The organism is Plesiomonas sp. ZOR0011 (assembly GCF_000800945.1).
Classification (GTDB): Bacteria; Pseudomonadota; Gammaproteobacteria; order Enterobacterales; family CAMTGL01; genus Plesiomonas; species Plesiomonas shigelloides.
The window spans coordinates 31,958-55,961 of record NZ_JRKB01000061.1; the positions used below are offsets into that span (position 1 = coordinate 31,958).

24 protein-coding genes and 1 pseudogene are annotated in these 24,004 nt (G+C 51.2%); 3 read left to right on the forward strand and 22 right to left on the reverse strand.

Going from position 1 to position 24,004, the window contains the following annotated elements:
• The first annotated feature begins 35 nt into the window (after positions 1-35).
• Positions 36-947, forward strand: a complete 912-nt coding sequence (punR, locus tag L975_RS10150) for a DNA-binding transcriptional activator PunR (RefSeq protein WP_010863665.1) — start codon at positions 36-38, stop codon at positions 945-947.
• Between the two features lie 125 nt (positions 948-1,072).
• Here punR and L975_RS10155 read toward each other — a convergent pair whose 3' ends face one another.
• From L975_RS10155 to L975_RS10210, 12 genes are all read right to left on the reverse strand, one after another.
• The gene (locus L975_RS10155; protein WP_010863664.1) at positions 1,073-2,266 is read right to left on the reverse strand and encodes an ABC transporter substrate-binding protein; all 1,194 of its coding nucleotides are present in this window, start codon (positions 2,264-2,266) and stop codon (positions 1,073-1,075) included.
• A gap of 321 nt (positions 2,267-2,587) precedes the next feature.
• The gene (locus L975_RS10160) at positions 2,588-3,076 is read right to left on the reverse strand and encodes a hypothetical protein (RefSeq protein ID WP_010863663.1); all 489 of its coding nucleotides are present in this window, start codon (positions 3,074-3,076) and stop codon (positions 2,588-2,590) included.
• Positions 3,077-3,257: 181 nt separating this feature from the next.
• Complete coding sequence (locus tag L975_RS10165; RefSeq protein ID WP_052181399.1) at positions 3,258-4,871, reverse strand: ATP-binding protein; 1,614 nt, start codon at positions 4,869-4,871, stop codon at positions 3,258-3,260.
• Positions 4,872-4,878: 7 nt separating this feature from the next.
• Positions 4,879-5,574 carry a response regulator gene (locus tag L975_RS10170; protein WP_047708493.1) on the reverse strand — a complete coding sequence of 232 codons (696 nt, stop codon included), beginning with the start codon at positions 5,572-5,574 and terminating at the stop codon, positions 4,879-4,881.
• A gap of 44 nt (positions 5,575-5,618) precedes the next feature.
• Positions 5,619-6,269 carry a tetratricopeptide repeat protein gene (locus L975_RS10175; protein WP_081995665.1) on the reverse strand — a complete coding sequence of 217 codons (651 nt, stop codon included), beginning with the start codon at positions 6,267-6,269 and terminating at the stop codon, positions 5,619-5,621.
• A gap of 1 nt (position 6,270) precedes the next feature.
• A complete protein-coding gene (locus tag L975_RS10180; protein ID WP_072033060.1) occupies positions 6,271-7,131 on the reverse strand; it encodes an SDR family oxidoreductase in 861 nt (286 codons plus the stop codon).
• Positions 7,128-7,808 (reverse strand): TenA family transcriptional regulator, encoded by a 681-nt coding sequence (locus L975_RS10185; protein ID WP_047708495.1) that lies wholly within the window; start codon positions 7,806-7,808, stop codon positions 7,128-7,130. Before L975_RS10185 ends, L975_RS10180 begins: the two co-directional genes overlap by 4 nt.
• The gene (locus L975_RS10190; protein ID WP_230400803.1) at positions 7,805-9,436 is read right to left on the reverse strand and encodes an AMP-binding protein; all 1,632 of its coding nucleotides are present in this window, start codon (positions 9,434-9,436) and stop codon (positions 7,805-7,807) included. The genes L975_RS10185 and L975_RS10190 overlap by 4 nt, the downstream gene beginning before the upstream one ends.
• Complete coding sequence (locus tag L975_RS10195) at positions 9,436-10,131, reverse strand: thermostable hemolysin (protein WP_052181400.1); 696 nt, start codon at positions 10,129-10,131, stop codon at positions 9,436-9,438. The genes L975_RS10190 and L975_RS10195 overlap by 1 nt, the downstream gene beginning before the upstream one ends.
• 79 nt (positions 10,132-10,210) lie before the next feature.
• Positions 10,211-10,444: a DinI-like family protein gene (locus L975_RS10200; RefSeq protein WP_010863655.1), complete on the reverse strand. Its 234-nt coding sequence runs from the start codon at positions 10,442-10,444 to the stop codon at positions 10,211-10,213.
• A gap of 176 nt (positions 10,445-10,620) precedes the next feature.
• Positions 10,621-11,637 (reverse strand): HTH-type transcriptional repressor PurR, encoded by a 1,017-nt coding sequence (gene purR, locus L975_RS10205; RefSeq protein WP_010863654.1) that lies wholly within the window; start codon positions 11,635-11,637, stop codon positions 10,621-10,623.
• Between the two features lie 386 nt (positions 11,638-12,023).
• Positions 12,024-12,554, reverse strand: a complete 531-nt coding sequence (locus tag L975_RS10210; RefSeq protein ID WP_047708638.1) for a hypothetical protein — start codon at positions 12,552-12,554, stop codon at positions 12,024-12,026.
• Between the two features lie 378 nt (positions 12,555-12,932).
• On the opposite strand from L975_RS10210, the gene L975_RS18170 reads away from it, so the two are divergent.
• Positions 12,933-13,022 (forward strand): YnhF family membrane protein, encoded by a 90-nt coding sequence (locus L975_RS18170; RefSeq protein WP_106910750.1) that lies wholly within the window; start codon positions 12,933-12,935, stop codon positions 13,020-13,022.
• 127 nt (positions 13,023-13,149) lie between these two features.
• Here L975_RS18170 and L975_RS10215 read toward each other — a convergent pair whose 3' ends face one another.
• The 10 genes and pseudogenes from L975_RS10215 to L975_RS10260 form a co-directional block, all read right to left on the reverse strand.
• A complete protein-coding gene (locus L975_RS10215) occupies positions 13,150-14,316 on the reverse strand; it encodes a cytochrome c-type biogenesis protein CcmH (RefSeq protein ID WP_072033061.1) in 1,167 nt (388 codons plus the stop codon).
• Complete coding sequence (locus tag L975_RS10220) at positions 14,313-14,846, reverse strand: DsbE family thiol:disulfide interchange protein (protein ID WP_047708498.1); 534 nt, start codon at positions 14,844-14,846, stop codon at positions 14,313-14,315. Before L975_RS10220 ends, L975_RS10215 begins: the two co-directional genes overlap by 4 nt.
• The gene (locus tag L975_RS10225; RefSeq protein ID WP_047708500.1) at positions 14,834-16,732 is read right to left on the reverse strand and encodes a heme lyase CcmF/NrfE family subunit; all 1,899 of its coding nucleotides are present in this window, start codon (positions 16,730-16,732) and stop codon (positions 14,834-14,836) included. The genes L975_RS10220 and L975_RS10225 overlap by 13 nt, the downstream gene beginning before the upstream one ends.
• A 107-nt stretch (positions 16,733-16,839) precedes the next feature.
• On the reverse strand, positions 16,840-17,799 hold the full coding sequence (gene nrfD, locus L975_RS10230) for a cytochrome c nitrite reductase subunit NrfD (RefSeq protein WP_047708502.1): 960 nt from the start codon (positions 17,797-17,799) through the stop codon (positions 16,840-16,842).
• A gap of 89 nt (positions 17,800-17,888) precedes the next feature.
• Positions 17,889-18,536, reverse strand: a pseudogene (locus L975_RS10235) (4Fe-4S dicluster domain-containing protein); the annotation flags it as partial.
• Positions 18,533-19,120, reverse strand: a complete 588-nt coding sequence (gene nrfB, locus L975_RS10240; RefSeq protein WP_047708641.1) for a cytochrome c nitrite reductase pentaheme subunit — start codon at positions 19,118-19,120, stop codon at positions 18,533-18,535. The pseudogene L975_RS10235 and the gene nrfB, both read right to left, overlap by 4 nt.
• A 53-nt stretch (positions 19,121-19,173) precedes the next feature.
• Complete coding sequence (gene nrfA / locus L975_RS10245; protein WP_047708506.1) at positions 19,174-20,589, reverse strand: ammonia-forming nitrite reductase cytochrome c552 subunit; 1,416 nt, start codon at positions 20,587-20,589, stop codon at positions 19,174-19,176.
• Positions 20,590-21,053: 464 nt separating this feature from the next.
• Positions 21,054-21,959, reverse strand: coding sequence for a DMT family transporter (locus L975_RS10250; RefSeq protein ID WP_010863645.1), 906 nt, complete (start codon positions 21,957-21,959; stop codon positions 21,054-21,056).
• 227 nt (positions 21,960-22,186) lie between these two features.
• Positions 22,187-22,729 carry a YniB family protein gene (locus L975_RS10255; RefSeq protein ID WP_047708507.1) on the reverse strand — a complete coding sequence of 181 codons (543 nt, stop codon included), beginning with the start codon at positions 22,727-22,729 and terminating at the stop codon, positions 22,187-22,189.
• A 124-nt stretch (positions 22,730-22,853) separates the two neighbouring features.
• A complete protein-coding gene (locus L975_RS10260) occupies positions 22,854-23,342 on the reverse strand; it encodes a MarR family winged helix-turn-helix transcriptional regulator (RefSeq protein ID WP_010863643.1) in 489 nt (162 codons plus the stop codon).
• A gap of 132 nt (positions 23,343-23,474) precedes the next feature.
• Between L975_RS10260 and L975_RS10265 the strand changes: the two genes are divergently transcribed.
• Positions 23,475-23,996, forward strand: a complete 522-nt coding sequence (locus L975_RS10265; RefSeq protein ID WP_047708508.1) for a hypothetical protein — start codon at positions 23,475-23,477, stop codon at positions 23,994-23,996.
• The last annotated feature ends 8 nt before the right edge of the window (positions 23,997-24,004 follow it).

Sequence of the window (24,004 nt, forward strand, 5' to 3'; positions counted from 1 at the left end):
TGTCTATTCCATTCAAAAAATTTGATGGCAAATCTATGTGGTCAGAATATACCCTGCAAGTTGTTGAATCTGTAGCCAGAACGGGCAGTTTTAGCGCTGCGGCGCAGGAATTACACCGTGTTCCTTCGGCCATCAGTTACACCGTTAGGCAGTTAGAAGAGTGGCTTGCTGTCGTTATTTTTGAAAGAAGACATCGCGATGTGGTGCTCACTCCGGCAGGGCAAACGTTTGTCTCGGAAGCGCGAGAAACACTCAAGCGCATGAGCGGGATTCGACATCGTTGTCAGCTGGTGGCAAATGGTTGGCGAGGGCAGTTATCCATCGCGCTGGATAATATTGTGCGCGCTGATCGGGTACGACATTTGGTCGCTGACTTTTATCGAGCGTTTCCCGATATGGAGCTACTGATCAGCATGGAAGTGTTCAACGGCGTGTGGGATGCGCTGGTGGATGGCCGTGCCGATGTGGGGATCGGGGCGACCAGCGCCATTCCGGTCGGTGGGAGTTTTGATTATCGGGATATGGGCAGTATGTCGTGGCGCTTTGTGGTCAGCCCCGACCATCCGGTGGTAAATGAGCCGCAACCCCTGACCGATGCCTTGCTGAGTCGCTACCCGTCGATTTGTTTGGAGGACACCTCACGTCTGTTGCCGAAACGAACTACCTGGTTGCTGGATAACCAGCGGCGATTGGTGGTTCCCGATTGGTATGCCGCTACCGATTGTTTCTGCGCCGGCCTTGGTGTTGGGGTGATGCCGGAGCATATGGCGCTGCCGCTGCTGGACTCAGGGCGTTTGGTGGAGCGGACAGTGGAAAGTCATACGCCGGATAGCCGCTGCTGTGTGGCATGGCGTCGGCAAGACTCATCGCCTGCGATTCAGTGGTTGCTCGATTATCTGGGCGATACCGATACTCTAAATCGCGAGTGGTTGTCTCGCTCGGTGTGATAGGGCATCGTAAACCGCACGGTAAAAGCGCAATAAAAACAAAGCCCGCTACCAGATTATGGTCACGGGCTTGTGGTCATCGTTATTTTTAACGCGAGTCTTGCGTGTAATACAAAGCCTTGCGCTTAAGGCGAAACTGTTGCGCCTTGTGCGCCATAGCGGCGTTGCCATTCGGCTTCTAGCGCATCTTCCCAAGACGGGTGCGGCTCGGGCAGAATTTTAAACAGCGGCTTATGTTCGCTAAAGCGTGCTTTTTCCATCCCTAATGCAGAAATATTGAGGATGGTAGGATCTCCCCACAATGCAGGGTCTTCCTTGCGCGCCTGCGCTTCTGGCGACATCAAAAAGTTAATCACCACTTTAGCTGCATCCGGAGACGGTGCATTAAAGGGGATAGCCAAAAAATGTGCGCGAGTAATGGCCCCTTGATCCAGTGCATAAGCTTTACTGGTTGGCGCAATCAGCCCCTTATTAATGGCGTATTGCACACTATTGGGGTTTAGGCTGATGGCCATATCAATCTCGCCAGACTTCAGCAATGCCAGCATCTCGGCTTGATTGGCTGGGAAAGCCTTGCCATTTTTCCACGCATACTGGTGCAAGTTATCTAAAAACTGCCACAGCGGCGCAGTTTGCAATTTGAAGTCACTTTCTTTCACATCGCGGTACAGCACATCCGGGGTCGGCGCGAGTTGCAGCAGTGCCGCTTTGAGGAAATTACGACCATAAATATCGCTCGGCAGCGGGTAGGTAATTTTACCCGGATGCTGCATCGCGTAAGTCAGCATCTCTTTAACGCTTTTTGGCGGTGTAGCGGTACGCGCCGTGTCGTAGATAAAGGTCAGCTGATTTAGACCCCACGGCGCTTCGTAGCCATCGGTCGGCAGTGTGGCGTCAATTTTTACCGGCAGACTCTGATCGACTACCGGCCAATTCGGTAATTGATCGACAAAAGGACCCGACAGCAAATCGGCCGCGCGCAGTGAGCTGAAGTATTTGCCATGTAACCAGATAATATCGGAGCTGCCAGGCTGCTTTTTGCCGGCAATTTTGTCCGCCATGATGCGGCTGATAATTTCGGTATTGTTAGGCGTTTCGGTGTGAACCAGCGTGATGTTATAACGCTTTTTCACCTCATCTTTAGCCCAATCAAGATAGTTGCTGAGCTGGGCATTGCCCGCAACAGTGTTGAGATAAACGGTGGTTCCCTGTGCATTTTCCAGTGTCTGCTGCCATGCGCTGCGGGTGTCTTCTGCGTGAGCGGCAGATAAACTCAGCGAACATGCGAGCAAAGTGCCTGATATCCAGCTTTTTTTCACGGAACTTTCCTCGTATCAGGATAAAAAGGGAATTTGCCGGTCATTTTAATGAGCATTAAGGCTGCGTAGTGTACCAAAAACTCAAAGAAATGCAGCAGGCGTGTGCGACACCGCTGAATTTACGGAAGACAGCCGAAAAAGCATAGTCAGAGAGTGTGAGAGTTGCAGTGAGGCCAATAAGAAGAAAGGGAGAAGAATAAGAAAACGCGGGCATAACCCGCGTAATTTTGTACAGCCTTTGGCTGACCTTTTTACTCACTTCTTTACTTACATAGTGAGGTGCAGTCAGCCGAGGGGGGGTCACGCTAAGGTGCGTGAGGATTATTCCGCCGGCTTATCGTTACCGGAGGTTGTATCTTGAGCATCATCGGCTTTGGCGCCGTGCGCATACATCACGGTGTTGCGGATATAACGCAAATGATCGGTTAGCGCTGGATTATGAGCACCTTCCGCAGAATGGCTGTGCAGCATGATCAGGCCAGAGTGCGTTTCCTCACTTAACTGACGCGCCCGCGCCAGCAGGTGTTCGGTCACTTGTGCGCGCACCTCTTCTTTAGCGTACAAGTCATACAGCAACCAGATGCGTTTGAGCTCTACAGCACTGAACATCGGGTTTAGCTGAACGAAGCCGGTCACTTCACCTTGGCCGGTTTCGGTGTAGAAGATAACAATATCGTTTCTGGCCAGACGCTCATGAAGGAAGTCTTCAATGGTCTCGATTTCCGAATGGATATGCCGTTCCTGCCGATACATGACATACAACGGAGCCAGTTTATGAATGTCTGCAAGTTGCGCCTGATAGAGTTTCATTGTGACACCTTTAATCAGATTAACGACATGCAAGTAGAATAAGACAATCCGGTATGTGTTTTTGTGCTTAACGATGAAAAATCGTTGGTTAAGGTAAGTAAATATATCGCGTTTACGCTATTTGTCAGCTGCTTGTGGTGATTAACCTTAAGGCCGAATTGCGAAGCGGCAAAATTTCCCTTTAGTTTCCCTTTAGCTGAGGGGGAGATGAGCGAGTGTTAGGTACGTTAGCGGTATTTTCTGGCTCACTGCTGGCCAGCGCTAAACGTGAAAATGACAGACAAACACTCAGCCCATCACGCTCTGCGGTCTCTGAGGGGCGGTTGGTAATTTGCAAGGTTGCGCCATGGTGACGCGCGATATTTTGCACAATGGCCATCCCCAGACCAGCACCGCCAATGCGTGTGATTTCCGCGGATGAAGAGGATTGCGCCAGATCTGCGTTGGCGCGATAAAAACGTTCGCAAATGCGGCGTAACGCTTCCTCGCTAAGGCCGGGGCCGTTGTCCTGAATTGTCACGCTAACCGAGCCATTTTTTTGCTCCAGCACGATATCTATTTTGCCGCCGATTCCGGTATAGCGCATGGCGTTATCTAAAATGTTGGAAAACAGGATGTCCAGCAAAACGGGTTGACCACAGATAACGGGGGCGGCATTGGCAGGGATACAGACAAAATCAATGTCTTGCTCTTTTTGCAGGGCCAGCGGCGCTAACTGAGCGATGCAAGTGCGCAGCAAAGGTAATAAGGCGACGGCCTCGTGGTGCGAAACTGCATTTTGGTTTTCCAGTCTGGCGAGAGTGAGCAGCTGCTGGATCATGCGTTCGCTACGCTGTAACGCCAGTTGCATCTTGTGCATGGCCAGTTCTCGCTGGGCGGGCGTGTCTGCTTGCAGGGCATTTTCACAGTGCAGCGCCAATACCGCGAGTGGGGTGCGTAATTCATGCGCCGCTTCGTTCGTAAACTGTTTTTCCCGCGCCAGCGTCTCTTCAACGGTTGCCATAAGGCGGTTGATTTCATTGATCAGCGGCTGCAACTCATCGGTGGTTTCACGCGGCTGTAATGGGCGCAAGTTATCCGGATGACGCTCACTGATGGCATTGGTCAACCGTGTCAGTGGCGAAAGAGCGTGTAAAATCGCTAGCCACAGCATGATCAGCAGCAGTGGCAAGGTCAGTAATAGGGGCTGAATAGTGCGTAGTGCGATTTTATCGGCTAATTCACGGCGAATATCGCTGTGTTCGCCCACCACCAACCAGCGCTGTTGTTGCGCATCGGCAAGGGTAAAGGTGCGCCAAGCTTTCCCGTTGTTATCGGTGGTGGCAAAACCGGCTTGGGGTGCTGACAGTCGTGAGTCTGGAGCGCCGGGTGAGCGCAGCAAAATATCGCCGTGTTGATCGTAGAGCTGAAAGTAGAGTTTGCGCTCATACTGATGGCCTTCGGGAGTTGCTTCGTCACTCTCGTCGTCATCCGGCTTGCTGGTGCTGACATTGCTGCTGGACGAGCGCGGTGCTATGGCTATGGCTGTGGTTGAGGTTGAGGCTGTTGTAGCCGGATGCCAGTCAGGATAAATCTCACCGCCCGCGGGGATATTGGGGTGCAGCTCAAGGTATTGGGTCAGTAAACGTAAGGTAATCCGGGCTGATTGGGCTAGCCGCGCATCAAACAGCTCTTCGGTTTCATGATTAGCATCACGATAGCCGAGCAGCGCACTGACGCTGAGCACGGAGCTGACGATCAGCAAGACGCTGGTCAGCAGAAAGCGGCGAATCGAACGGGCACGATTTTTCATCATCATCAGCTCACGATGGCGAAACAGTGCTGGTGGCTGGTCGGCTCGGCAGAGCCTCAACGATATAACCGACACCACGAATATTGCGGATCAATTCCGGATAGAACTTTTTGCGCAAGTGATGGATATGCACCTCGATGGCATTGCTTTCTACGCCGTCACTCCAGCCATACAGGCTTTGCTCCAAGAGCTCTTTGGTCATCACGCGGCCACAGTGCAGTAGCAGCTCTTCTAACAGGCGAAATTCTTGCCGAGTGAGTGTCACAGGTTGGTCGTTAAAGGTTGCTTGCTGCGCTTCAGGGAACAGGCAAATCGCGCCATGGCGCAACTCGGGTTGAATGACGCCTTTGCTGCGCCTGACCAGCGCGCGCAAGCGCGAGATCAGCTCTTTCATGGCAAAGGGTTTGGGCAGGTAATCATCCGCACCGGCATCGAGGCCAGTGACTCTGTCATCCAGAGCATCGCGTGCGGTCAGGATCAGCACTGGAACGGTGCTGCCGTCACGACGTAGACGGCGCAGCACTTGTAGGCCGTCGATGTCGGGCAGGGTCAGATCTAAGATCACGGCCGCAAAAGATTCTGCGGCCAATGTGGTGGCGACCGGTAAACCACAAGTGAGCCAGTCCACGGTAAACCCGTGCTGGCGTAGGCCGTCAGCAATGCCATCGCCCAGCATCGGGTCATCTTCTACTAGCAAGATCCGCATGGTTCTGACTCCTGTCGTGTTGCTATCCTTAACATGCTCTATGTTCAGAGTTTATCCAGTTTTTGCTGGATTTCATACCGCCGTCCTTTGTCGGCCAATTCACGTCCCGGGCGATTGGGGGCTTGCAGTGCTTTTTGTAGGTAGACTTTGGCTTGCGCTTTATTGCCTTGTTCTAACAGAAAATCACCGTAGAAATAGTTGGGATCGATACCGTTCGGGTTGATCGCCAGTGCTTTTTTCAGCAAACGTTCGGCCTGTTCATCATCGCCAAAACCCACTGGCCAGCCAGGCACTTTGTAATAGAGTGAGCCGAGACTGGTATAGGCGGAGCCATCGAGAGCATTCGGGTTTTGTTTCAACGCTTTTTCCAAAGAGGCTTTGGCTTCCTTGACCAAACCCAGTGCACCTAAACCGCCGCGATCACCGGCGAGCGAACTTTCGATGATGGCACTCCAGATTAGTAAATCCGTGCGCTCGGGGTATTTTTTGACATCGGCCTTGGCCTGCTCAGTCAGCGTTGTCAGGCATTTTTCACGGTTCATGGTCAATGTTTGATACTGGCATTCTGCCCAGCGGGTTTGCAGGGTTTGTAATGTCGTGTCGGCAGTGGTGTTCGCTGCCGTGTTAGCAGCGCTGTGACTGATCCCGCCGAATGTAGCGAGGAGGGTTGCCAGCAGAGGTAAGGCTGATTTCATCTCAAGACTCCTTATGCTTCAGATCGTGCTTCAGAGCGGCCTGTTGCAGCTCAGTTGGCGTTAAAATGGGCGCTAACGTTTGGCGTGCGTAACGGGCGATCACCGCATGGCGAGCAGCAATGGCGCGATCCACCACGCGTGGCAGCAGGGCATTGATGCGGACAAACAGCTTTTCTGGCCAGCCAAGCCAGCGGCTACGCGTTGAATCTTGTAAAGCGTTAATCACGGCGGCAGCGACAGACTCCACACTGTCAGTGTGATTACCGAGTTCGGCATTCATGGCATAGACGGCAGGGCTATTGAGATCCGTGCGTGTGGCGCGTGGGGCGATATAACAGACATCAATCCCACTGCCGTGTAGCTCACGGGCTAGCGCCTGACTAAAACCGTGCAGACCAAATTTGGCGGCGCAGTATACGCTGTAACCGGGGTAGCCGATCCCACCAAAACTCGATCCAACATTGAGAATTTTACCGGGACGATGCAGCAGCGGCAGCAGTGTGCGAGTCAGCAGTATCGGGGCGCTCAGATTCAATGAAAGTTGGGCGTTAATCTGATGTGGGCTCTGATCTTCAAGCCACGCGAAGTGACTGGTGCCTGCGTTATTGATCAGGATATCGATACCGGCTTGCAATTCATCCGCGCTAGCCAAGGCCAAGATCTGGCGTTGATCGGTCAGATCCACGCTCAAGCACTGGTGCTGCTCAGGATTTGGCAGGGATCGACGCAATTTTTCCAGCGCGCTCAGATCGCGCCCCAGTAAGATCAGCGAGTTTTGTTGTTCTGCCAACTGTCTGGCGAGCTCACTGCCAATACCACCACTGGCACCAGTGAGCAAAATGCGCAGGTTGTGCAATTTCATGACAACATCTCCTCGGGCAAGGGGGCGCGAGTGGTGGTGAGTTGATGCAACATCGCACCGTACAGTTGATACACAACGCGCGCGGCGTGGATGATGTCAGCCTGATCTTGTGGATCGGTGATTTTGTCCATCAAACCAGCAAAAAAGACCAAGTGCGACTGATCCAGCGCGCCATGCGAAGTCAGGTAGCTCATGGCTTCAGCGGGCAGCTGTAGGTGCTGTTGGATGTGCGCGGCTACGTGGGTGGCTAACGACACACTGGTGCCTTCCAGAACCAACACCATGCCAAATAAACTCAATGGGTTATGACGTTGGATCTGGTCATATAAGAATGAGACCATCAGCTCGATGGGCAGTGAAGGACGCGAGTGCTCAGCGCTTTCGGCCTCACCGTGGCTGTGGCGGATGTCATCCAAAATCCAGCGCTGGTGGCCTAACTCTTCTTCGATATATTCGGCAATGGCATCGCGCAGCCACTCTTGTTCACCGGTCAGTCTGCTACCGGCGGCCATCAGTAATGGCACGGTGTGGCGAACATGATGAAAGGCTTGCGTCAGGAATGCATGATATTGGGCTAATGTGATGTCACCGTTAAGGCTGGCCGCAATAATCGGAGCTTGCAGTAAGTGAGCCCGTTCAGTGGCGGTGGCTTGTTGTAATTGCTGATAGAAGCTCATTGTGCATCTCCTGTGGCCAGACGAACTATCTGATCCTGATAGTGTTGAAAGATAACGTCGCGGCGTGGACGACCGTTGCGAGTAAACCAATCTGGATTCGCTGACAGCGGCGGCTCAGCGACAATCCAGTGTGAAATCTGGGCATAATCGGGCAGCCCCTGATTCAGGGCGCTGAGTTGGGCGGCAAGGGCGTGCTCTTGCCCCGGCATCACATCAATCAGAGCAACATTGCTGGGAAGGGCATCGCCATACAGCACCAGCGCGCGAATGGCGGGGCAAATTTGCGCTTCGGACTCAATCCACTCTGGGGAGAAGTTGCGGCCAAACGCGTTGATCTGGACATTCTTTTTGCGTCCGGTGATGTGCAAAAAGCCGTTGTCATCTAGATAGCCCAGATCACCGGTGGCGATTTCATGTACATGGACAGGGGCGTTGTCAGCAGGGTTTGCTGCTTCTGTCGCATTCGATGAGTCTGTGTGAGTCTGCTCGGCGAGCAAATAGCCTTGCATCACCGCGCCACTGACCAGAATTTCGCCGTCATCCGCCAAACGTACACGACAATGCGGCAGTGGACGACCCGCTGAGCCAAGGCAGTTTTCTTGTGGCGTATTGAGGGAAACGACCGAGCCGCATTCTGATAAGCCGTAGCCCTGATATACCGGCAGGTTTAGCTGTTGCGCTTGTTGCAACAAACTAGCAGCAACCCGTCCGCCGCCCACGGCGATAAATCGCAGCTCGCTCAGGCTATCGGCGGCTGCGGGAACTAAGGACAATAACAACCGAAGTAATTCCGGCACTAACACCATGCTGTGCGGACGAAATGTTTGCAGGCAACGCAAAAATTGTTGCGGTTCTAACCGGCTGGAGCCTTGAAAACCAATCTCTGCTAATGATGGCAGCAGGCTCGTGGCGCCAAGTAATAACGGAACATACAAACCGGTGATATTTTCGAGCAACGTCGTCAGTGGCAATACGGTCAGGTGACGTTGAATATCCAGCGCGCTGACCGCGTCAGCCAGTGCTTGGGTCGTGCGCATCAGGTGTTGATTGCTTAAACACACGCCTTTCGGCTGTCCGGTTGTGCCAGAGGTAAAGGTGATCTTAGCGGTAAACTCTTTAGCATCCACTTGAGAGGGGCGCTCCGCCTTTATGGAGCGCCCATCGCATTGGTGATGCGGTGCATGATCCTGTGGCAAGTGACGCTGTAACAGATTGAGTGGCGAGCTAACGCCGACTGATGTGGAAGATGCTGTATCTGAATCTTCTGAATCTATCGCGGGCGTTAAAATGCCGGCACTCGACCAATCGCTGCTGGCTGAGGTCAGCAGACTGTCGGTTTGACTGGTGCGCAGCAGCCATTCTTGTTGGCTGGCTGAGAAGAAGTGCGGTACCGGGATGACGGTAATACCCGCATACAAGGCACTGAGATCGGTTAGCGCCCATTCGATACCGTTATCCAGTGCTATCGCTAAACGGCGGACGTGATGTGCTTGCAGCTCGGCGGCGCGCAGTTGAATGCGTTGCCAGAGCTGGGCGTAAGTCAGCGAATGCTGTGCATCTTGCAGTGCAATGCGCTCAGGAGAGTGCTGCGCATGCTGACGGATGGTAGTGAACAGGAGCATCTCCATTAGCATGCCCCCCATACCAGAGGAAAGCCGGGCATGATCAGCGAGGAAATGGTTGGCGAAGGCATCAGGCGCACAGACGGCGAAATGCGAGTTAATACTTCCAGCCCATCATGGATATTCCCCGCCATCACTTGCGGTGCGCAGTGGTAATAATTCCCCCATGCGCCAGCATCGCTGCCCACTTGTTCGGCATGCGCTTCCGCTAACACCAGCGGATTCAGATGCAAGCGATGCAAACTGTTACGCAGCTTCTGGGTACCGGTAAATGTCACCCATGGGTAACCATCGGCCAGTAAAAAACGGCATATTGCGGCAAACAGTAATCGACCATCACCTGGGCTACTAACCGCCAGATTACCGATTTCAGCAATTTGTGATCGTGTGATGTGCGGCAAGTCAGTGGTAGATTGAGACTGCTCACTGGATTCGGCCAATCGCTTGGAGATGATCTCTTCAACGGGCGCGTTTAGGTAGTGCTCCAGATAGAGCGGGCCGCTGGCAGCAGGATTGACGCCACAAGCGCCAATCAGCAAATCGTGCTCGTCATACAACCCGAGCAGCAAGGGCAAAAAGTGGGGGATAGAGGCAGAGAATTCACGGGTATAGGCCGCTTGAATAAACTGTTTCAGCGGCTCTTGCTGTTGGCGGCTGCGTGCAATCTGCAGCGAATAAGGAAAATAACCTGATATGCTCATAACGCCTCCATGTGGTGTTATGAGCAAGAATAAAAAACGATACTTAAGACAAAATTAAGTGTTCAGAAATTTATGCTATTTATTCTTCGAGCCATTCATCGGCACTTTCCCAAACTTCTTGTAAGATCTCTTCGACTCTTTCCCGTTCTTCTTTCGTGGCGCGAGAAACGGAAAGGCCGTTAGCACCGCGTTTAATCAATACGCTAGGTTCATCAAAATAACGGTTCAACTGCTCGCTGAGAACGGAGTGGAGCCGCTGTTCAAAATGTGCCGGTAAAGACAGATTCCGATCAATTGAGACTTCAACACGCATGAGAATACCTCCTGTAATATATGTATATATATACAGTTGTTGTAATTATCTGTCCAGAGGGGGACGTGGGGATTTTTTTAGGAAAAGGAAGCGAGAGAGGGGCGAGAGATAATAAAACAGCAAGCTCATATAAGCTTGCTGTTTACGTATTAAGCAGCATTGATGTGGCTGCTTATTTAGCCTTTGTGTGGACCGTCAATCACCGAGCCGCGAGCGACCAGCTCAGGATGCAGTTCAATCACTTGTCCACCTTCACGCTTATTGATAATGCGGTCAATCAGCATATCAAACGCCATCGCGCCCAGACGCGCTTTTGGCTGGTGAATCGTAGTCAATGGTGGCGAGAAGAAACGCGCATCACGAATGTTGTCATAACCGATGATCGAGATATCCTGCGGAATACGCAGACCTTGTTCACCGGCAGCGCAAATTGCGCCCATGGCCATTGTATCGTTAAAACAGAATACTGCGGTTGGATGCTGAGCATTTTGCAGAATATGGCTCATCGCAATATGGCCGGATTCTGGTTCAAAGTTACCTTCTGCAACCCACTCATCACGCACACTCAAACCCGCATCGTTCATGGCTTTTAAGAAGCCATCATAGCGCGTTTTGGTGGTGGTTTTGTTCATCTGACCAGTGATCACACCGATATCACGGTGGCCGCGATCAATCAGGTATTTGGTTGCCAGATAGCCGCCATCGAAGCTGTTATCCTGAATACGATCAGTATAAGCGCTGTCAGTTGGGCCCCAATCCATTACCACCATCGGGATAGTGCGATAGTTTTCCAGCAGCTCCAGCAGCTGAGAGTTGTACTCAGAGCACATTACCAGCAAGCCATCGACACGTTTTTGTGCCAGCATCGCCAGATAAGCACGCTGTTTTTCCACGTTATTCTGTGAGTTACACAGGAACAGGGTATAGCCCTTACGGTAGCAGTGCTCCTCCACCGATTGCACAATTTCGGCAAAATAGGGGGTGTCACTGGTAGTCACAATCATACCGATAGACTTGGTATGATTAACTTTTAGGCTTCGGGCAACCGCACTGGGTGAATAATGCAGTTCTTTTACCGCTTCCCATACACGGTTTCGTGTTTCTTCCGCCACAAAACGTGTTTTATTAATCACGTGCGATACGGTGGTGGTAGAAACATCCGCAAGCTTGGCGACATCTTTGATCGTTGCCATGAATAAAAGAAACTCCTGATTGAGCGAGCATCAAGACACGGGCAGAGGTGAACCGTTGTCTGTCTTCGATGTTGGTGTAATTATCAATTATGATAACGAAAGCGTTTGCTGTTTTATCGCATACCGTTGCTGATTTGCGCAACAATAAATGCTGATTTAGCCAACCACTGCACAGAACGTTGCCCGATGTCGAACATCCAAAAGATCATTTTCTCTTAGAATGATCTATTCTGGAAGCGGAAAAGAGAAAATTTGTGTGATTTTTACCTATGTGATGCGAAAAACCGCTATTTGCATGCATGTCGATGCATGTTTATAGCGGTTCAGGAGGGTTTTATTCAGCGTTATTCGCTATCGCGGTTAATGAAATCGTCACGCTTTTCTCTTTATTCTTTGCGACAAACCTGACTTTCAATTTTTTCCATCGCGTTATTGTATGCTTCCAGACTGGCCTTCACATTTTCCGGATGAGTGAGCAAGTCGGCAAAGGCTGCGCGTAAGGCATAATTCTGTGGATTGGGTTTCAATACCCGATCATTAAAAACTTGCTCATTTTGAGCGGCAAATTCCTTGCTTTGTGTGCTGAGTAAATCAGCACTGGCAGTATCCAGAGTGAGCCATTCGTTGACCGGTTTATCTAAAGCCAATTTCCCCGGCTCATGATTCAAGTACCAACGCACTGCAGTAAAGTTGCGCTCAAAGTAATGGGTACGTTCGGCCAGAAACTGTTTGCCGGCCTCGGCCAGATCTGGATGTTGTTCGGTAACTTTACCCAGCAGTGAGGCGTACCAGCTGTCTGATGCTTTGACAAATGCTGCATATTTCTCAGTCAAACACGTCTGATCCAGTGCTGCTTGTGCGGTGAAGCTGGTGGCAGAAGCCAGTGTGAGGGTAATCAGTGAAATGATCCGTCGCATACCGTTGTCCATTCTTATTCAGTGTTAAGCGCCTACAGGGATAGGTTCTAAGACCGGATTATCCATTCTCTTTAGTTATGGCATTTATGGCGATTTATTCTCGATGATAAACTGGTCATAAGGTTGCGTGATTGTATCATTCTTTATTGGTGATGAAACGCACATTAACAAAAAAGACACAAGGTGATTAAGGCGCTAAACTACAACTCAGTGAGGTGGTGTTCGTGCTTTGTCAGGACGATGTATAAGCACAAATAGCCAGCCGGACAGCTCTATCAGCGAGCAATAGCTAATAGAGCTATAAGAACTAACAACGCGGTAAGAGCACAGTTGCAAGAACACTGTCGCAAGACGACACGAGCAAGAAGGAGTAGGGATATGGATACCAATTTACGCTGGGCGCTGATCACCACTGTGGGTTCATTGGCGATGATCATCACCTATGGGCTGATCGCTATTTTGGCGTAAGCCATTATTGCAGTGATGCGTGATACCGGTTTATACAAAGAGAGGGAGCTAGGCTCCCTCTTTGTTTTTGGCTGATTGGCATGGCAAAAATGCGGATAGTGCTAAGCTCTCAGACACATAGCGATAATTAGCGTCCACCGAGTGCGCGCGCCGTCTGCAATGCTTGAGTTACTGCTTCGCGATTAAGTCGTGGGCGGCCTTCATCTAACAGTTGCTGCCACAGTGCTGTGGCTTCTCGATAGCGTCCGTTGAGGAAGTGATCTGAGGCGAACAGCATTAGTGCCGTGACTTCACCAGGGTCTTGCGTCAGCGCCTGTGCGAGCTCTCGCTTAACGGCGGCGCTCATTTGCTGTCCATCGCGGTAATACATCACGGTAGCCCGCGCCGCTAAGGTTGCTGCACTAGTTTCTCCCTCAAGTTGAGCTAAGCGCTCGTAGGCCCACAACGATTCGTCGAAGCGGTTTTGATACAGCAGCCACTGCGCCAGTTCGGCCCATGCCTCTTTATCGCGCGGGTCTTGATTGATGCGCTCATGTAATCGCACTCCCGCAGCACTGCGCAGTGCTGCGCCATCAAGATGCTGTAACGGATCGGGATTGGCTTGCCAGTTACGCCACGCGTCCCAATGCCCCAATCGCTGATAGCCGGAGCCAACACCGAGCATAGCCGATGCGACCAACACGATGACTAACAGCACGGAAAGTGATGATGCGCTGCTTGATGTTGCGGGTGTCTTTGCCGTTTGTTGAGACAAATGCGTAGCCAATGCCGGTAGCGATTTGCGCTTGCGGCGATAAAAGAGCCGTATAGCGGCGATCAGTAGCAACAGCGGTGGGGTGCCCCATAACAGTAAGGTGCTGGTTTTCAGGGGCGTACGATAAGTCACGAAATCGCCATAGCGGGCAATAAGGCTACGGCGGATCTCATCATCACTGTCACCGGCTGCCACGCGCCGAAAAACTTCGAGCTGCAGATCGCGTGCTAGCACCGAATTGGATTCCAGCAAATTTTGATTTTGACATGATGGGCAGCGCAAACTGGCGGCCAACTGATTGGCGCGTTCAGCTTGCTCCGGTGAGGCAAAGCGAATTTCGAGCTCTTTGGGAGTGTGAGAGAGTTCTGATGATTGAGGTTTTTCTACCGATGTTGACGTTGCCGGTATTTCCGAAATTATCCGATTAGGTGACGTTGTCACGTATTTGCTTGGGGCTGCCAGTGCACTGTTAACACTGAAGCTGTTGTTAACGAAAGCGTTAGCAAAGAGAACGATAAGAAGTAGCTGGCGTGGCTTCACTGCGCAGTCTCCTTTGTTCGGTTTGCGGATAAGTGCGGCAAAAATTGTGTTTGCCAGATATCAGATGTGAGTGGTCCCACATAGCGTGCTAATACCTCACCATGTGGGCCGATCAGCCAGCTTTCCGGCGTGCCGATAACGCCAAGCGCTAACGCAGCTTGACCTTGTTGGTCATCAATAACACGAGAATAGGGGTCGCCTACGCTGTGTAGCCATCCTTTTGCAGCGTCAGGCGTGTCACGGTAGTTTAATCCGATAATGGGGAGCTGACCGCTGAGTGTTTGCAGCAGTGCATGCTCTTTACGGCAATTGGTGCACCAACTGGCCCAGACATTGAGCAAAAAAGGTTGTCCGAGCAGGGTATCGGTTGTGAGCGATTCGCCGTTGAGTGTGGTTAACGTCAACGGGGGTAGAATGCCGATTGAGGTCTGCTTGGTCACTGGTGAACTCGCAGGGTAAAGCGCCCATAGCAGTAACAGTAAAAACAGACCGCCGGCCAGTAGAGGAAGCCAACGTTTTATTCCGGACATACGGCCTCCTCATTGCATTCGTCGGTTGTTTTACGACGACGCAGGGGGAGTAGCCCTGCGATAGTCAGCAATATTCCACCCAGCCATAACCAACGACTTCCCGGTTTGTGCGCCACCCGTAAGGCGATTTGCTGTGCGCGCTTTTCCCCAGGCACGGCATATAAATCCCCGCTGCCAAGCGGCAAAATACCGGTTTCATTCATTTGCATTGCACGCACGCTGTAATGGCGCCGTTCAGGATAGAGATTCCCTAATACTTTGCCGTTTTGCAGTGCAGTGAGATGGTAGCGTTCCGCAGTGAAATTAGGGCCGAGCTCGGGCGTAATGGCATCTAAACGCAGCTCATATTGGCCGACTGATACGCTTTGCCCAATACTCAGCAGCGCACCGCGCTCATGGCTATATCCGGCCAATTGGCTGGCGCCTAAGACGGTAATGGCTAAGGCCAGATGCGCTAAATGTCCGCGCTTTAATTTGTCGAACCAGAGTGCTTGTAGGGTAGTCAGTATTAACCAGACCGCCATTAGTGAGCCAATAAACGCCGTAAGCGTGTGCCAATGAGGTGTGCCGTTGATCCAAAACACTAGCGGCAAAGCGAGTAATAACCACAGCCAAGCCCGAATTGGCGGTAAGCCGGAAGCGTTGCGAATGGCCGGAAAAACGATGAGGGCTAACAAACATAAAAATACTAACGGCACAAACAGCAAATTAAAGTAAGGTGCACCGACAGAGAGCGCACCTGAACCACTTAACGCATAAAAAAGCGGATAAAAGGTACCGAGCATCACTACTACCGCAGCGATAACGGGCAAAAGCACAGCGATACGTAGCCCGTTTTCACGTCCGGATGAGTGTGGATGTGATAGCTGAGGCGTGATGGGGTCACTGGTGGACAAAAATGGGCTACGCCAGCCATAGATTAGCAGTGCAGCGAGAGTGCTCAGGCCTAGAATCAGCAGCAGTGCATTATTGCGGCCACTTTCTGCACTGAAGGCGTGTACTGAGCCCATAATTCCCGCACGTACAATAAAGGTTCCCAGCAGGCTCATGAGAAAAGTCACCAGCGCCAATAAGATCAACGTGTGGCGCAAGCTTCCATTACGCATAAAGGCCAGTTGTGCATGCAGTAAAGCGGTACCGAGTAGCCACGGCAGTAATGAGGCGTTTTCTACGGGGTCCCAGAACCACCAGCCGCCCCAGCCGAGCTCGTGGTATGCCCACCACGCACCTAAAGCGATCCCCGCGGTGAGCCAGCCCCACGCGGTGCGTGTCAGTGGTCGCCATTCTTTAACTAACTGTGTATCTAAGCGTTGTTCCCACAGCGCGGTGATCCCCAGAGCGAAGCTGGCCGCAAATCCCACATAACCAAGATAGAGCAGCGGCGGGTGTAAAATGAGCGCGATATCTTGCAACATCGGGTTGAGATCGCGACCTTCAAAAGGGGGCGGAAACACGCGCGTGAAAGGGTTGCTTTCAGCCAGCAAAAACAGGCTAATCAGCATAATCAGCCAGCCCATAATGCTTTGCGCACGCATTTTCGTGACCACCGGCTGCGCAATAAACCACAATCGCAGATTCCACAGTGTTAGTGCAAATAAGAAGAACAGCAATGAGCCTTCATGCCCACCCCAGACTGCCGCCAACTTGAACGGCCAAGGCAAGCGGCTATTGCTGTGTTGTGCCACATAGCGCAACGTAAAATCATCGTTGAGAAAACTGTATGCCAGCAGTAGAAGGCTAGTAGCGGTCAATAGTACCAGCAGCAGACTCAGTGCTGGGGCGAGGCGTACTGCGCCGCTTCGGGCGGGTAGCCAAGGTAATAGCCCACTCCAGAGCGCTAAAATCGGGATTAACAGCAAACAGATGAGAGCCAATTCAGGCAGCATTTAGCGGCTCCGCAATAGAGATATTCAAGCAGGACGGGAGTGCTGCGCACTCCCGAATACAGATCCACCAATGAGGTAACAGATGCATTTTGTTCGGCTACGGTTTGTTAGGCGACAGTCATTTGTCCGGCGTACAAAATGAAGTAGCGCAGAAGCAAAATACCGGTCAGGCTACAGCAGCCGATCAGCAGCAGTTTTGTCAGCCCTTTCCCCGGAAGTAATCGCCCCAATATGAGTGGGGTGAGTAAGCCTAGACCGACTACGCCGAACCAGAACACGTTAGACCAAAAACCGCCGCCGATGGCACTGGTCATGGCAATCACTTTTTGTCCGTCACCGAACCACAGACCGGTGAAAAAGCAGAGCAGGAGCAATGCTTCAGTCAAGATAAGTGGCGTTTCAAAGCGGTGTAGGAAATGAATCCCATGATCATCTGCAGGGGTTTTAAATAAGCTAGTGGCGAGCACAATGCAGCTGGCGATTCCCGAGCTTAAACCGGAGACCAGAAAGAGCACTGGCAGAACCGGATTATTCAGCATGGGGTAACTTTTCAGCGCCGAGAGTAAAAAGCCAGTGTAAGCACCGAGCAAAACTGCCAGTAACAGGAGTAATGGTTCAGTGACTTTCTCGGTACGCGGTAGTGCACGCAAAAGCGTATCGAGTATGTTCAATCGCTCGCCGAGCCAATGTTGGCGCAGGGTGATCAGTTCGCGCGCAAAAACACCGCCAAGCCAGACGAACAACACGCCCATATAAATCTGAAACAGCATTACCCCCATCGACATCACCGAGTTGAACTGATAGTTGAACATCAGTTTCCAGAACGTCCACGGACGTGTCAGGTGAAATATCAGGATCAGCAAGCCTAAAATTACCGCGCCGGGCCCGAGCAGAGCTGCTGCTTTGATGATGCCATGTGTGGATGCTTGCTCACCCAGTGATTTACGCTTGAGCAAGACGGCGAAGGTCACGCTTCCTGCAGAGATCCCCAGCAAGAACAGATAAATGGCAATTGGCCAGTCCCACACCAGTGAAGGAAAGTGAAACGGATCTACAGGTAGCGTCATGACTGAATCTCCCCGTTGTGTTTGCCGTTTACAAAACCGGCCGGTATACCATCACGTCCGATATTTAGCTCCTCGCCGCTACCCGGCGCAGGAACGCGGTACATCTTGGGTTCAGTACCCAGATGCGCTTTCGAACGGTAAGTCGGTAGTTGCTGTAATTTTTGGTTAATAGCGCTTTTCGGATCGTCCAAATCACCGAAGGTGAGGGCGTGCGTTGGGCAGCTTTGTACACAAGCGGGCAGCTGACCTCGCGCCAGATTGGTATGACGACAAAAATCACACTTGTCGGCCACTTTCGTTTGCGGGTTGATAAAGCGCACGCGATACGGACAGGCTGCGATACAGTACTGACAGCCGACACACAGATCGGCATTGACATCAACAATGCCAGTTTTCAGATCTACATGGGATGCGCCAGTCGGGCAGACCAACACGCAAGGTGCGTTATCACAGTGCTGACATGAGTGACGGTAAAAGTGATAACGCGCGTCGGGAAACTCCCCAATCGGACCTTTGCGGACAATCTGTAAGCGCGAAACGCCCTCGGGGACATGGTTGGTTTCACGACAGGCGTCCATACAGGCGGTGCAGCCGATACAGGCCGTTTCGTCATGCAACATCCCCAACCGACGCCCATCGTCAGCGACCGTGGTGGTCAGTGTGTAGGCCGGGCTAGTCATCATGATCACCGCACCCGTACCGACTCCGGTTAAAAAACGGCGGCGGGAGCAGCTCATGGTGACTCCTTAACGCCAGATACTGACGCCGCTTTTTCTGCATGCTGCTGGCTGTGGCAGTCGACACACAGCCCGATACGGGCCTTATCGCTGATCCCCATCATCGGCTCGGTTGCCGTATGCAACTGATGACAGTTAGTGCAGGCCGTTTTGGTGACATGCACATCGTGCGCCCAGAAGGTTTTACGCAGATTGTCAGGCTCGTGGCAGCTCAGGCAGACACCGTTGCGTTGATCCAGTGGCATGTTTTCATCGGTAAACACCATCACATCGTTAACGCCTTCGCGATGGCGAGCTGATGGATTGCCATGACAGTTGGTGCAAGTCACCGGCCCTAGATTGTTGGGATTAACCACAGACGCATGTTTACCATGCATCTGTTCACTCTCTTTTTTATGGCACTGCGTACAGGCATAGTTCGGATCGCGTTGGGGCTGCACTAATGCGGGTGTTGGTGCGGGTGTTGTGGCGGTTATGTTTGGCATGGCAACGTCTTGCGCCTGCACAAAAGAGACGGGCACGTAGGACAGCAGCACGCCCGTAAGCAGGGAAAGCACTAATAGACAGGGCTTTAGCAGTTTCATCATGATCTCCTCATCCTTGTGGGCTCTGCGTAGCAGAGCCCATCATTCCTGACTTATTGACTCAGACGGCCAGCGTCTTTGGCCTCTTTTTCCCAAGCCGGAACGGTCGTTTTCAGGAATTGCTGTTTGTCACTGATGAATTGCTTCATATCCATGCCCAGCGCGGCTTGTGCTTTCTCTTTGGTGCTGATGTCAGGTAACGGAATTTCACCGGTAATGCCTTTAGTGGCCAGTAAGCGTGCCAGTTTAGTGCGCGCATCTGCCGCCAAGTTCAGCGCATCGCCTAGAGTTTTCAGTGCAATATCAGGCGCATGCATGTGTACGCCGTGTGAGGCTATGGCGTAATCCCAGCGCCACTGTGCTTGACGGATGTCTTGCAAAATTGGCTGCATTTGCTCTTCGGTGGCACCGGCATCCCAAGCGGCTTTGGCTTCAAAGTGTGCATGCACCAGTTGCTGCTCGACTTTCAGTTTCAGAGTATTGATAGCTTCTTTACGTTCTTTCACTACACCTTGCAGCATCTCTTTGCTTTGGGTGTGGCAGTTGGCGCAGGTCTGATCGAAGCGGTCAAATGGGTTACCCACTTTATGATCGGTATACAGTTTGCCGTCTTGGCCTTGAACTTTAGGCATGTGGCAATCTACACAACCGACGTTGTTTTTACCGTGAATACCGGCTTGCCAAGTTTCATATTCAGGATGCTGGGCTTTTAGCATCGGTGTTTTTGATAAGCCATGAACCCAATCTTTAAAACCGAGCTCATCGTAGTATTCCGCCATGGCATCGGCTGATGTGCCGTTATCCCAAGGGAATTTGACTGCTTTGTTATCGCCGGAGAAATAATATTCTACGTGGCATTGTCCGCACACTTGAGCTTGCTGATCGAAGCGACCTTGCTTGGCAAACGGCATGTGGATGGCATCCATCGCGCGGCTAGCATAAGGGCGGGAAAGGTGCAGTGCCGGTTTGCCGTCTTTGAATTCTTGGCTGTCTGTCGCGTGGCAATCGGCACAGCCAATGCTATTAACGATTTCAGGGCCGCCTTTGGCCCACATTCCCTTGAAGTAGGCATCTTCGCCTTCGCTTTCAATCATCCGAGCAACATCAGGGCTTTTACAGCTCCAGCATGCCATCGGTAATGGGCCATCTTCTGCGGTTTTTGGCGCACCGGTACGCAGTGTGTCACGCACATCGGTTAATGCGTAATAGTGGCCACGTGGTTTGTTGTAATCTTTGGCAAAAGGGTAACCGGCCCACAAAATCACCATATTGGGATCTTCTGCTAACGCATCTGCGCGTTCGCTGCTTTGTTGGGTTTGGCTCCAGCTTTGATACTGTGGCTGATGTGCGTCGGCAAACTTGTCATTGCGGGCTTCGACTTGTGCCAAGGCCGAGCTACAAAGGAGAGTTCCGGTAAGAAAAAGGGCGAGGCCCGTTGTTATTGATGTTGTATTTAGTTTCACGATCATCACTCCCTGAAGTAAGTCCAACGTCGTAACAGGACCTCGTCATTGTTCTGGGTGGGCTGTTGATAGGCTCAAAAAAACAGACCTAATGCTTCAGTGTTGAATGATAGAGATCGGTTTTGTAACTGTAATAATTGTTTACGTCTTGTTTGTTCTCGATCAATTGGCCGAACTGTCAGGTTACGTGATTGAGATGCGGCTAACATTAATACAATTTTTTCATGAGGTTAGAGAACAGACATAATTGTGACGGACATCAATTCAGCAACATGCTTTTCACGTGGTTAATTTTTACGTGGCTATGTGGCTATGTGGCTATATAGATAGATTGGTCGCTTGGGGGAAAAGAATTACGAGCAGGTGTCCGAGGGATAAAAAAACCGGAGCTAAGCTCCGGTTAGATATAACAGCCATTCTTAGCTGCAATAATGGCGGCTAAGGCAATATCATGGATAAATACGCCTGACTTATTTGCTATCCGTGACGCGCGGTGAAGGACGTAAGCGACCAACCGGTTTGCGCAAGGTTTGTGACAAAATAACGCCGCATAAGGTAATTAATCCGCCCACGACATGGTAATGCTCCAGCTTTTCTCCGAGCAGACTCATCGCGATCATGGCCGTAAAGACCGGCAAGAAGTTCATAAAAATAGCGGTCTTACTCGCACCCAAAAAGCGTACTGATTGCAGCCACAGGTAGGGGGCCAGTACTGATGCCGGGATCCCCGCGTACAAAATCAGTGGCAGTGTTGCCGAATTGATTGGTGCATTGGTCGCCGACAGAAAGTTAGGTAGCAGCATGACGATACCGAACAAAATCTGCACGTAGACCGATTGCCAAGTGGAAAAGGGCAGTTGCCACTTTTTCAGTAGCACGCCATACAGCGCGTAAGCAAATGAACCGGCTAGCAGCAGCAATTCACCATCACCAATTCCCTGATGCAGCAAGCTGGCGATATCGCCGGCGCTGACCAGATATAAAATCCCGCCTAAGGAGAGCAGAGTACCTACGATGATGCCGGCAGTTGGCGTTTCGCCCAGCAGGAAGATACTGATCAGCACGGTCATCAACGGAATCAGGGAAGTAATGATGCCAATGTTCATGGCACTGACCGTTAAGCCTGCGTAGTAACCGAGAGTTTGGTTAATTGCCATACCGAGCAGTGCCAATATCGCAAACTTTACTAAGTAAGGGCGGTAACTGCGGCGGTTACGCCACACCGTCATTGCCATAAATGGCGTGAGCACCAAACCGGCAACGAGCCAGCGGTAGAAAGCAATAGCGGCGGGGTCAATGGCGGTGGCGGCCATCTTATTGACAATAGCGTTGCCGGCCCAGATCAGCACAGTTAGCAGGGGCAGAAGGTAGTACATAAAACCATCATTAGCACACGAAAAGGAATGAGGTGTCAGTGTACTCGTTTTGCGTCTCATTTGCGATTCGCATCACAAAATATTGGGGGAGTCATTTTTGGGAAATATTGGAATGCGGCAGAGATAAAAAAACAGGGCATAACGCCCTGTTTGTATGGAGATCTTTATACAGTGATAACTATTTGAATCAGCGAGTATTAGTAGAAGCTAGGCACTGTTAGTAGAAACTAGAAACCAAACATCTTATAGAAGCCGAACATCAAGCCACTGGTGATGACGAATGGGATGATTTCCCACAGCAGTTGGCGAAAAATCGAGTAATCCGGAATCGACAACGTACTGCGAATTTCTGCTCGTGAGCGTGAGGTTACACCTTTGATCTGATCTTCCATCAACTGATCTTCAATTTGTTCGCCGGTTTTGAACAGACGAGAAGACAGTTTAGCCCCAGAGTTTTTCACCGCGCTACCGATAAAAATCATGATGTAGACAGCGAAGAAATAGAGTGAATTCGTGCTGGTGAGTGAGCCCAGATCCGGTACCGGCGAGTTGTTCCAGAAAAAGCTTAGAAAATCGGTTTTGCCGTAAACAAAGATATAAAGCTGCTTGTACGGGTCGGCCAAAAAAGCAGCGGCCATGCTGCCATTATCAATATGCAGACTCAAAAATTTCAGGATTGAAACCAATGTGCTCAACATACCGGTGATGAGCAAAACCCAACCAATCAAACGCTTGCAGACAGCCAGAACGACCGCATTCTTATAATTCACGCGCAAATTCTCCCGGAGATAGTGTGTAACTGTATTCGTACATCTAAATTTTTACGTCTTGATATAGCGTAGCAGAGACCACGCATATCCAAAATATCTGAGCCTGAAACAGGTTTATCTTTGCTTATTTAGGGTGCCCATCTTCTTTGGTCAGTGTACCGGTTTCTAGTACTGGTGCGACATCGAGATGTTCAGCGTTCATCAAGGCAGAGATCCGCTGCACACTGGCGAGCAGCATGTTTTGTTCCCACTCCGGCAGAGCCTGAAAGCGCGCCACAAAATTCTCCTGCAGGGCTGTAGGTGCTTTGAGCAGTAAGGATTTTCCGGCCTCGGTTAATTCGGCATGTTGGCGACGCTTATCCAGCAGGCTGCGCACTCGGATCACCAATTGCCGTGATTCTAACCGGTCTAAAATCGTGCTCGCCGTGGCTTGGCTGATATTGGTTTGTTCAGCCAGCACTTTCAGCGACACATCCCCATGCCGGTCAATGGCTTGCATCAGCATTAGCTGGGGCGTTGTCAGTCCGACGGCTTTATTTAATTGCTTTGACTTCAAATCAATAGCGCGAATGATTTGCCGGATTGAAACCATCACCTCGTCATGTTTTTCCAATTTATTCTTTCCAGATCATAGTATTGTACTTGGTTTCTATAGTGATTCTCTGTTGCATTCATTAAAAACAACTTTGACCTCAAAGTATTTTATGTGTAGGGTTTTGCCACCTTGTACATGTAGAGAGGTCACATGCAACAGACATTTACTATCAAAGAGATCACCGAAAACCTGCAAATTGCACGCATGCGTTACCAGCTGCCGGATACGTCAGCGTATATCCGTTATCAACCTGAGCTTTCCTGCGATAACACCAATATTTCCGTACAAAGCGGAATGATGCTGCCGCATGAAAGTTGTGAACCTGCCGGCATTTTCAAACTGGCTGAGTTGGTCAACGAACTGAACTTTGCCTATCTGCTGGTTCACATTTTTCCGGATACCGACAGTATGAACTATTTTGTCGCCGGATTTGATACTGGATTGTCGCAGTTAGACTTTATTGGTGGCAGTTTCGACAATCATCGCTTCTGGCTCACCAGCGGGCTCAGTAATCTCGGTGTTCCGGTTGTGGTGTTTTATGGTCAGCGTAATGCGGTGAATGGCCAGCCATCGGTGACGCTGGTGGATCATCGCGAGAATCCGGCCGGGCAGGTGGCATGGCGTGCTATCCGCGGCGCGGGTGAGCATGTTGGTGAAGAGTTTTTTGTCTAAGGGAGGGC

Excerpts from the sequence above, each read along its gene's own strand:
- punR (WP_010863665.1), top strand. The coding sequence starts at position 36 with ATGTGGTCAGAATATACCCTGCAAGTTGTTGAATCTGTAGCCAGAACG.
- L975_RS10160 (WP_010863663.1), bottom strand. The coding sequence starts at position 3,076 with ATGAAACTCTATCAGGCGCAACTTGCAGACATTCATAAACTGGCTCCG.
- L975_RS10165 (WP_052181399.1), bottom strand. The coding sequence starts at position 4,871 with ATGATGAAAAATCGTGCCCGTTCGATTCGCCGCTTTCTGCTGACCAGC.
- L975_RS10170 (WP_047708493.1), bottom strand. The coding sequence starts at position 5,574 with ATGCGGATCTTGCTAGTAGAAGATGACCCGATGCTGGGCGATGGCATT.
- L975_RS10175 (WP_081995665.1), bottom strand. The coding sequence starts at position 6,269 with ATGAAATCAGCCTTACCTCTGCTGGCAACCCTCCTCGCTACATTCGGC.
- L975_RS10180 (WP_072033060.1), bottom strand. The coding sequence starts at position 7,131 with ATGAAATTGCACAACCTGCGCATTTTGCTCACTGGTGCCAGTGGTGGT.
- L975_RS10185 (WP_047708495.1), bottom strand. The coding sequence starts at position 7,808 with ATGAGCTTCTATCAGCAATTACAACAAGCCACCGCCACTGAACGGGCT.
- L975_RS10190 (WP_230400803.1), bottom strand. The coding sequence starts at position 9,436 with ATGGAGATGCTCCTGTTCACTACCATCCGTCAGCATGCGCAGCACTCT.
- L975_RS10195 (WP_052181400.1), bottom strand. The coding sequence starts at position 10,131 with ATGAGCATATCAGGTTATTTTCCTTATTCGCTGCAGATTGCACGCAGC.
- L975_RS10200 (WP_010863655.1), bottom strand. The coding sequence starts at position 10,444 with ATGCGTGTTGAAGTCTCAATTGATCGGAATCTGTCTTTACCGGCACAT.
- purR (WP_010863654.1), bottom strand. The coding sequence starts at position 11,637 with ATGGCAACGATCAAAGATGTCGCCAAGCTTGCGGATGTTTCTACCACC.
- L975_RS10210 (WP_047708638.1), bottom strand. The coding sequence starts at position 12,554 with ATGCGACGGATCATTTCACTGATTACCCTCACACTGGCTTCTGCCACC.
- L975_RS18170 (WP_106910750.1), top strand. The coding sequence starts at position 12,933 with ATGGATACCAATTTACGCTGGGCGCTGATCACCACTGTGGGTTCATTG.
- L975_RS10220 (WP_047708498.1), bottom strand. The coding sequence starts at position 14,846 with ATGTCCGGAATAAAACGTTGGCTTCCTCTACTGGCCGGCGGTCTGTTT.
- L975_RS10225 (WP_047708500.1), bottom strand. The coding sequence starts at position 16,732 with ATGCTGCCTGAATTGGCTCTCATCTGTTTGCTGTTAATCCCGATTTTA.
- nrfD (WP_047708502.1), bottom strand. The coding sequence starts at position 17,799 with ATGACGCTACCTGTAGATCCGTTTCACTTTCCTTCACTGGTGTGGGAC.
- nrfB (WP_047708641.1), bottom strand. The coding sequence starts at position 19,120 with ATGAAACTGCTAAAGCCCTGTCTATTAGTGCTTTCCCTGCTTACGGGC.
- nrfA (WP_047708506.1), bottom strand. The coding sequence starts at position 20,589 with ATGATCGTGAAACTAAATACAACATCAATAACAACGGGCCTCGCCCTT.
- L975_RS10250 (WP_010863645.1), bottom strand. The coding sequence starts at position 21,959 with ATGTACTACCTTCTGCCCCTGCTAACTGTGCTGATCTGGGCCGGCAAC.
- L975_RS10265 (WP_047708508.1), top strand. The coding sequence starts at position 23,475 with ATGCAACAGACATTTACTATCAAAGAGATCACCGAAAACCTGCAAATT.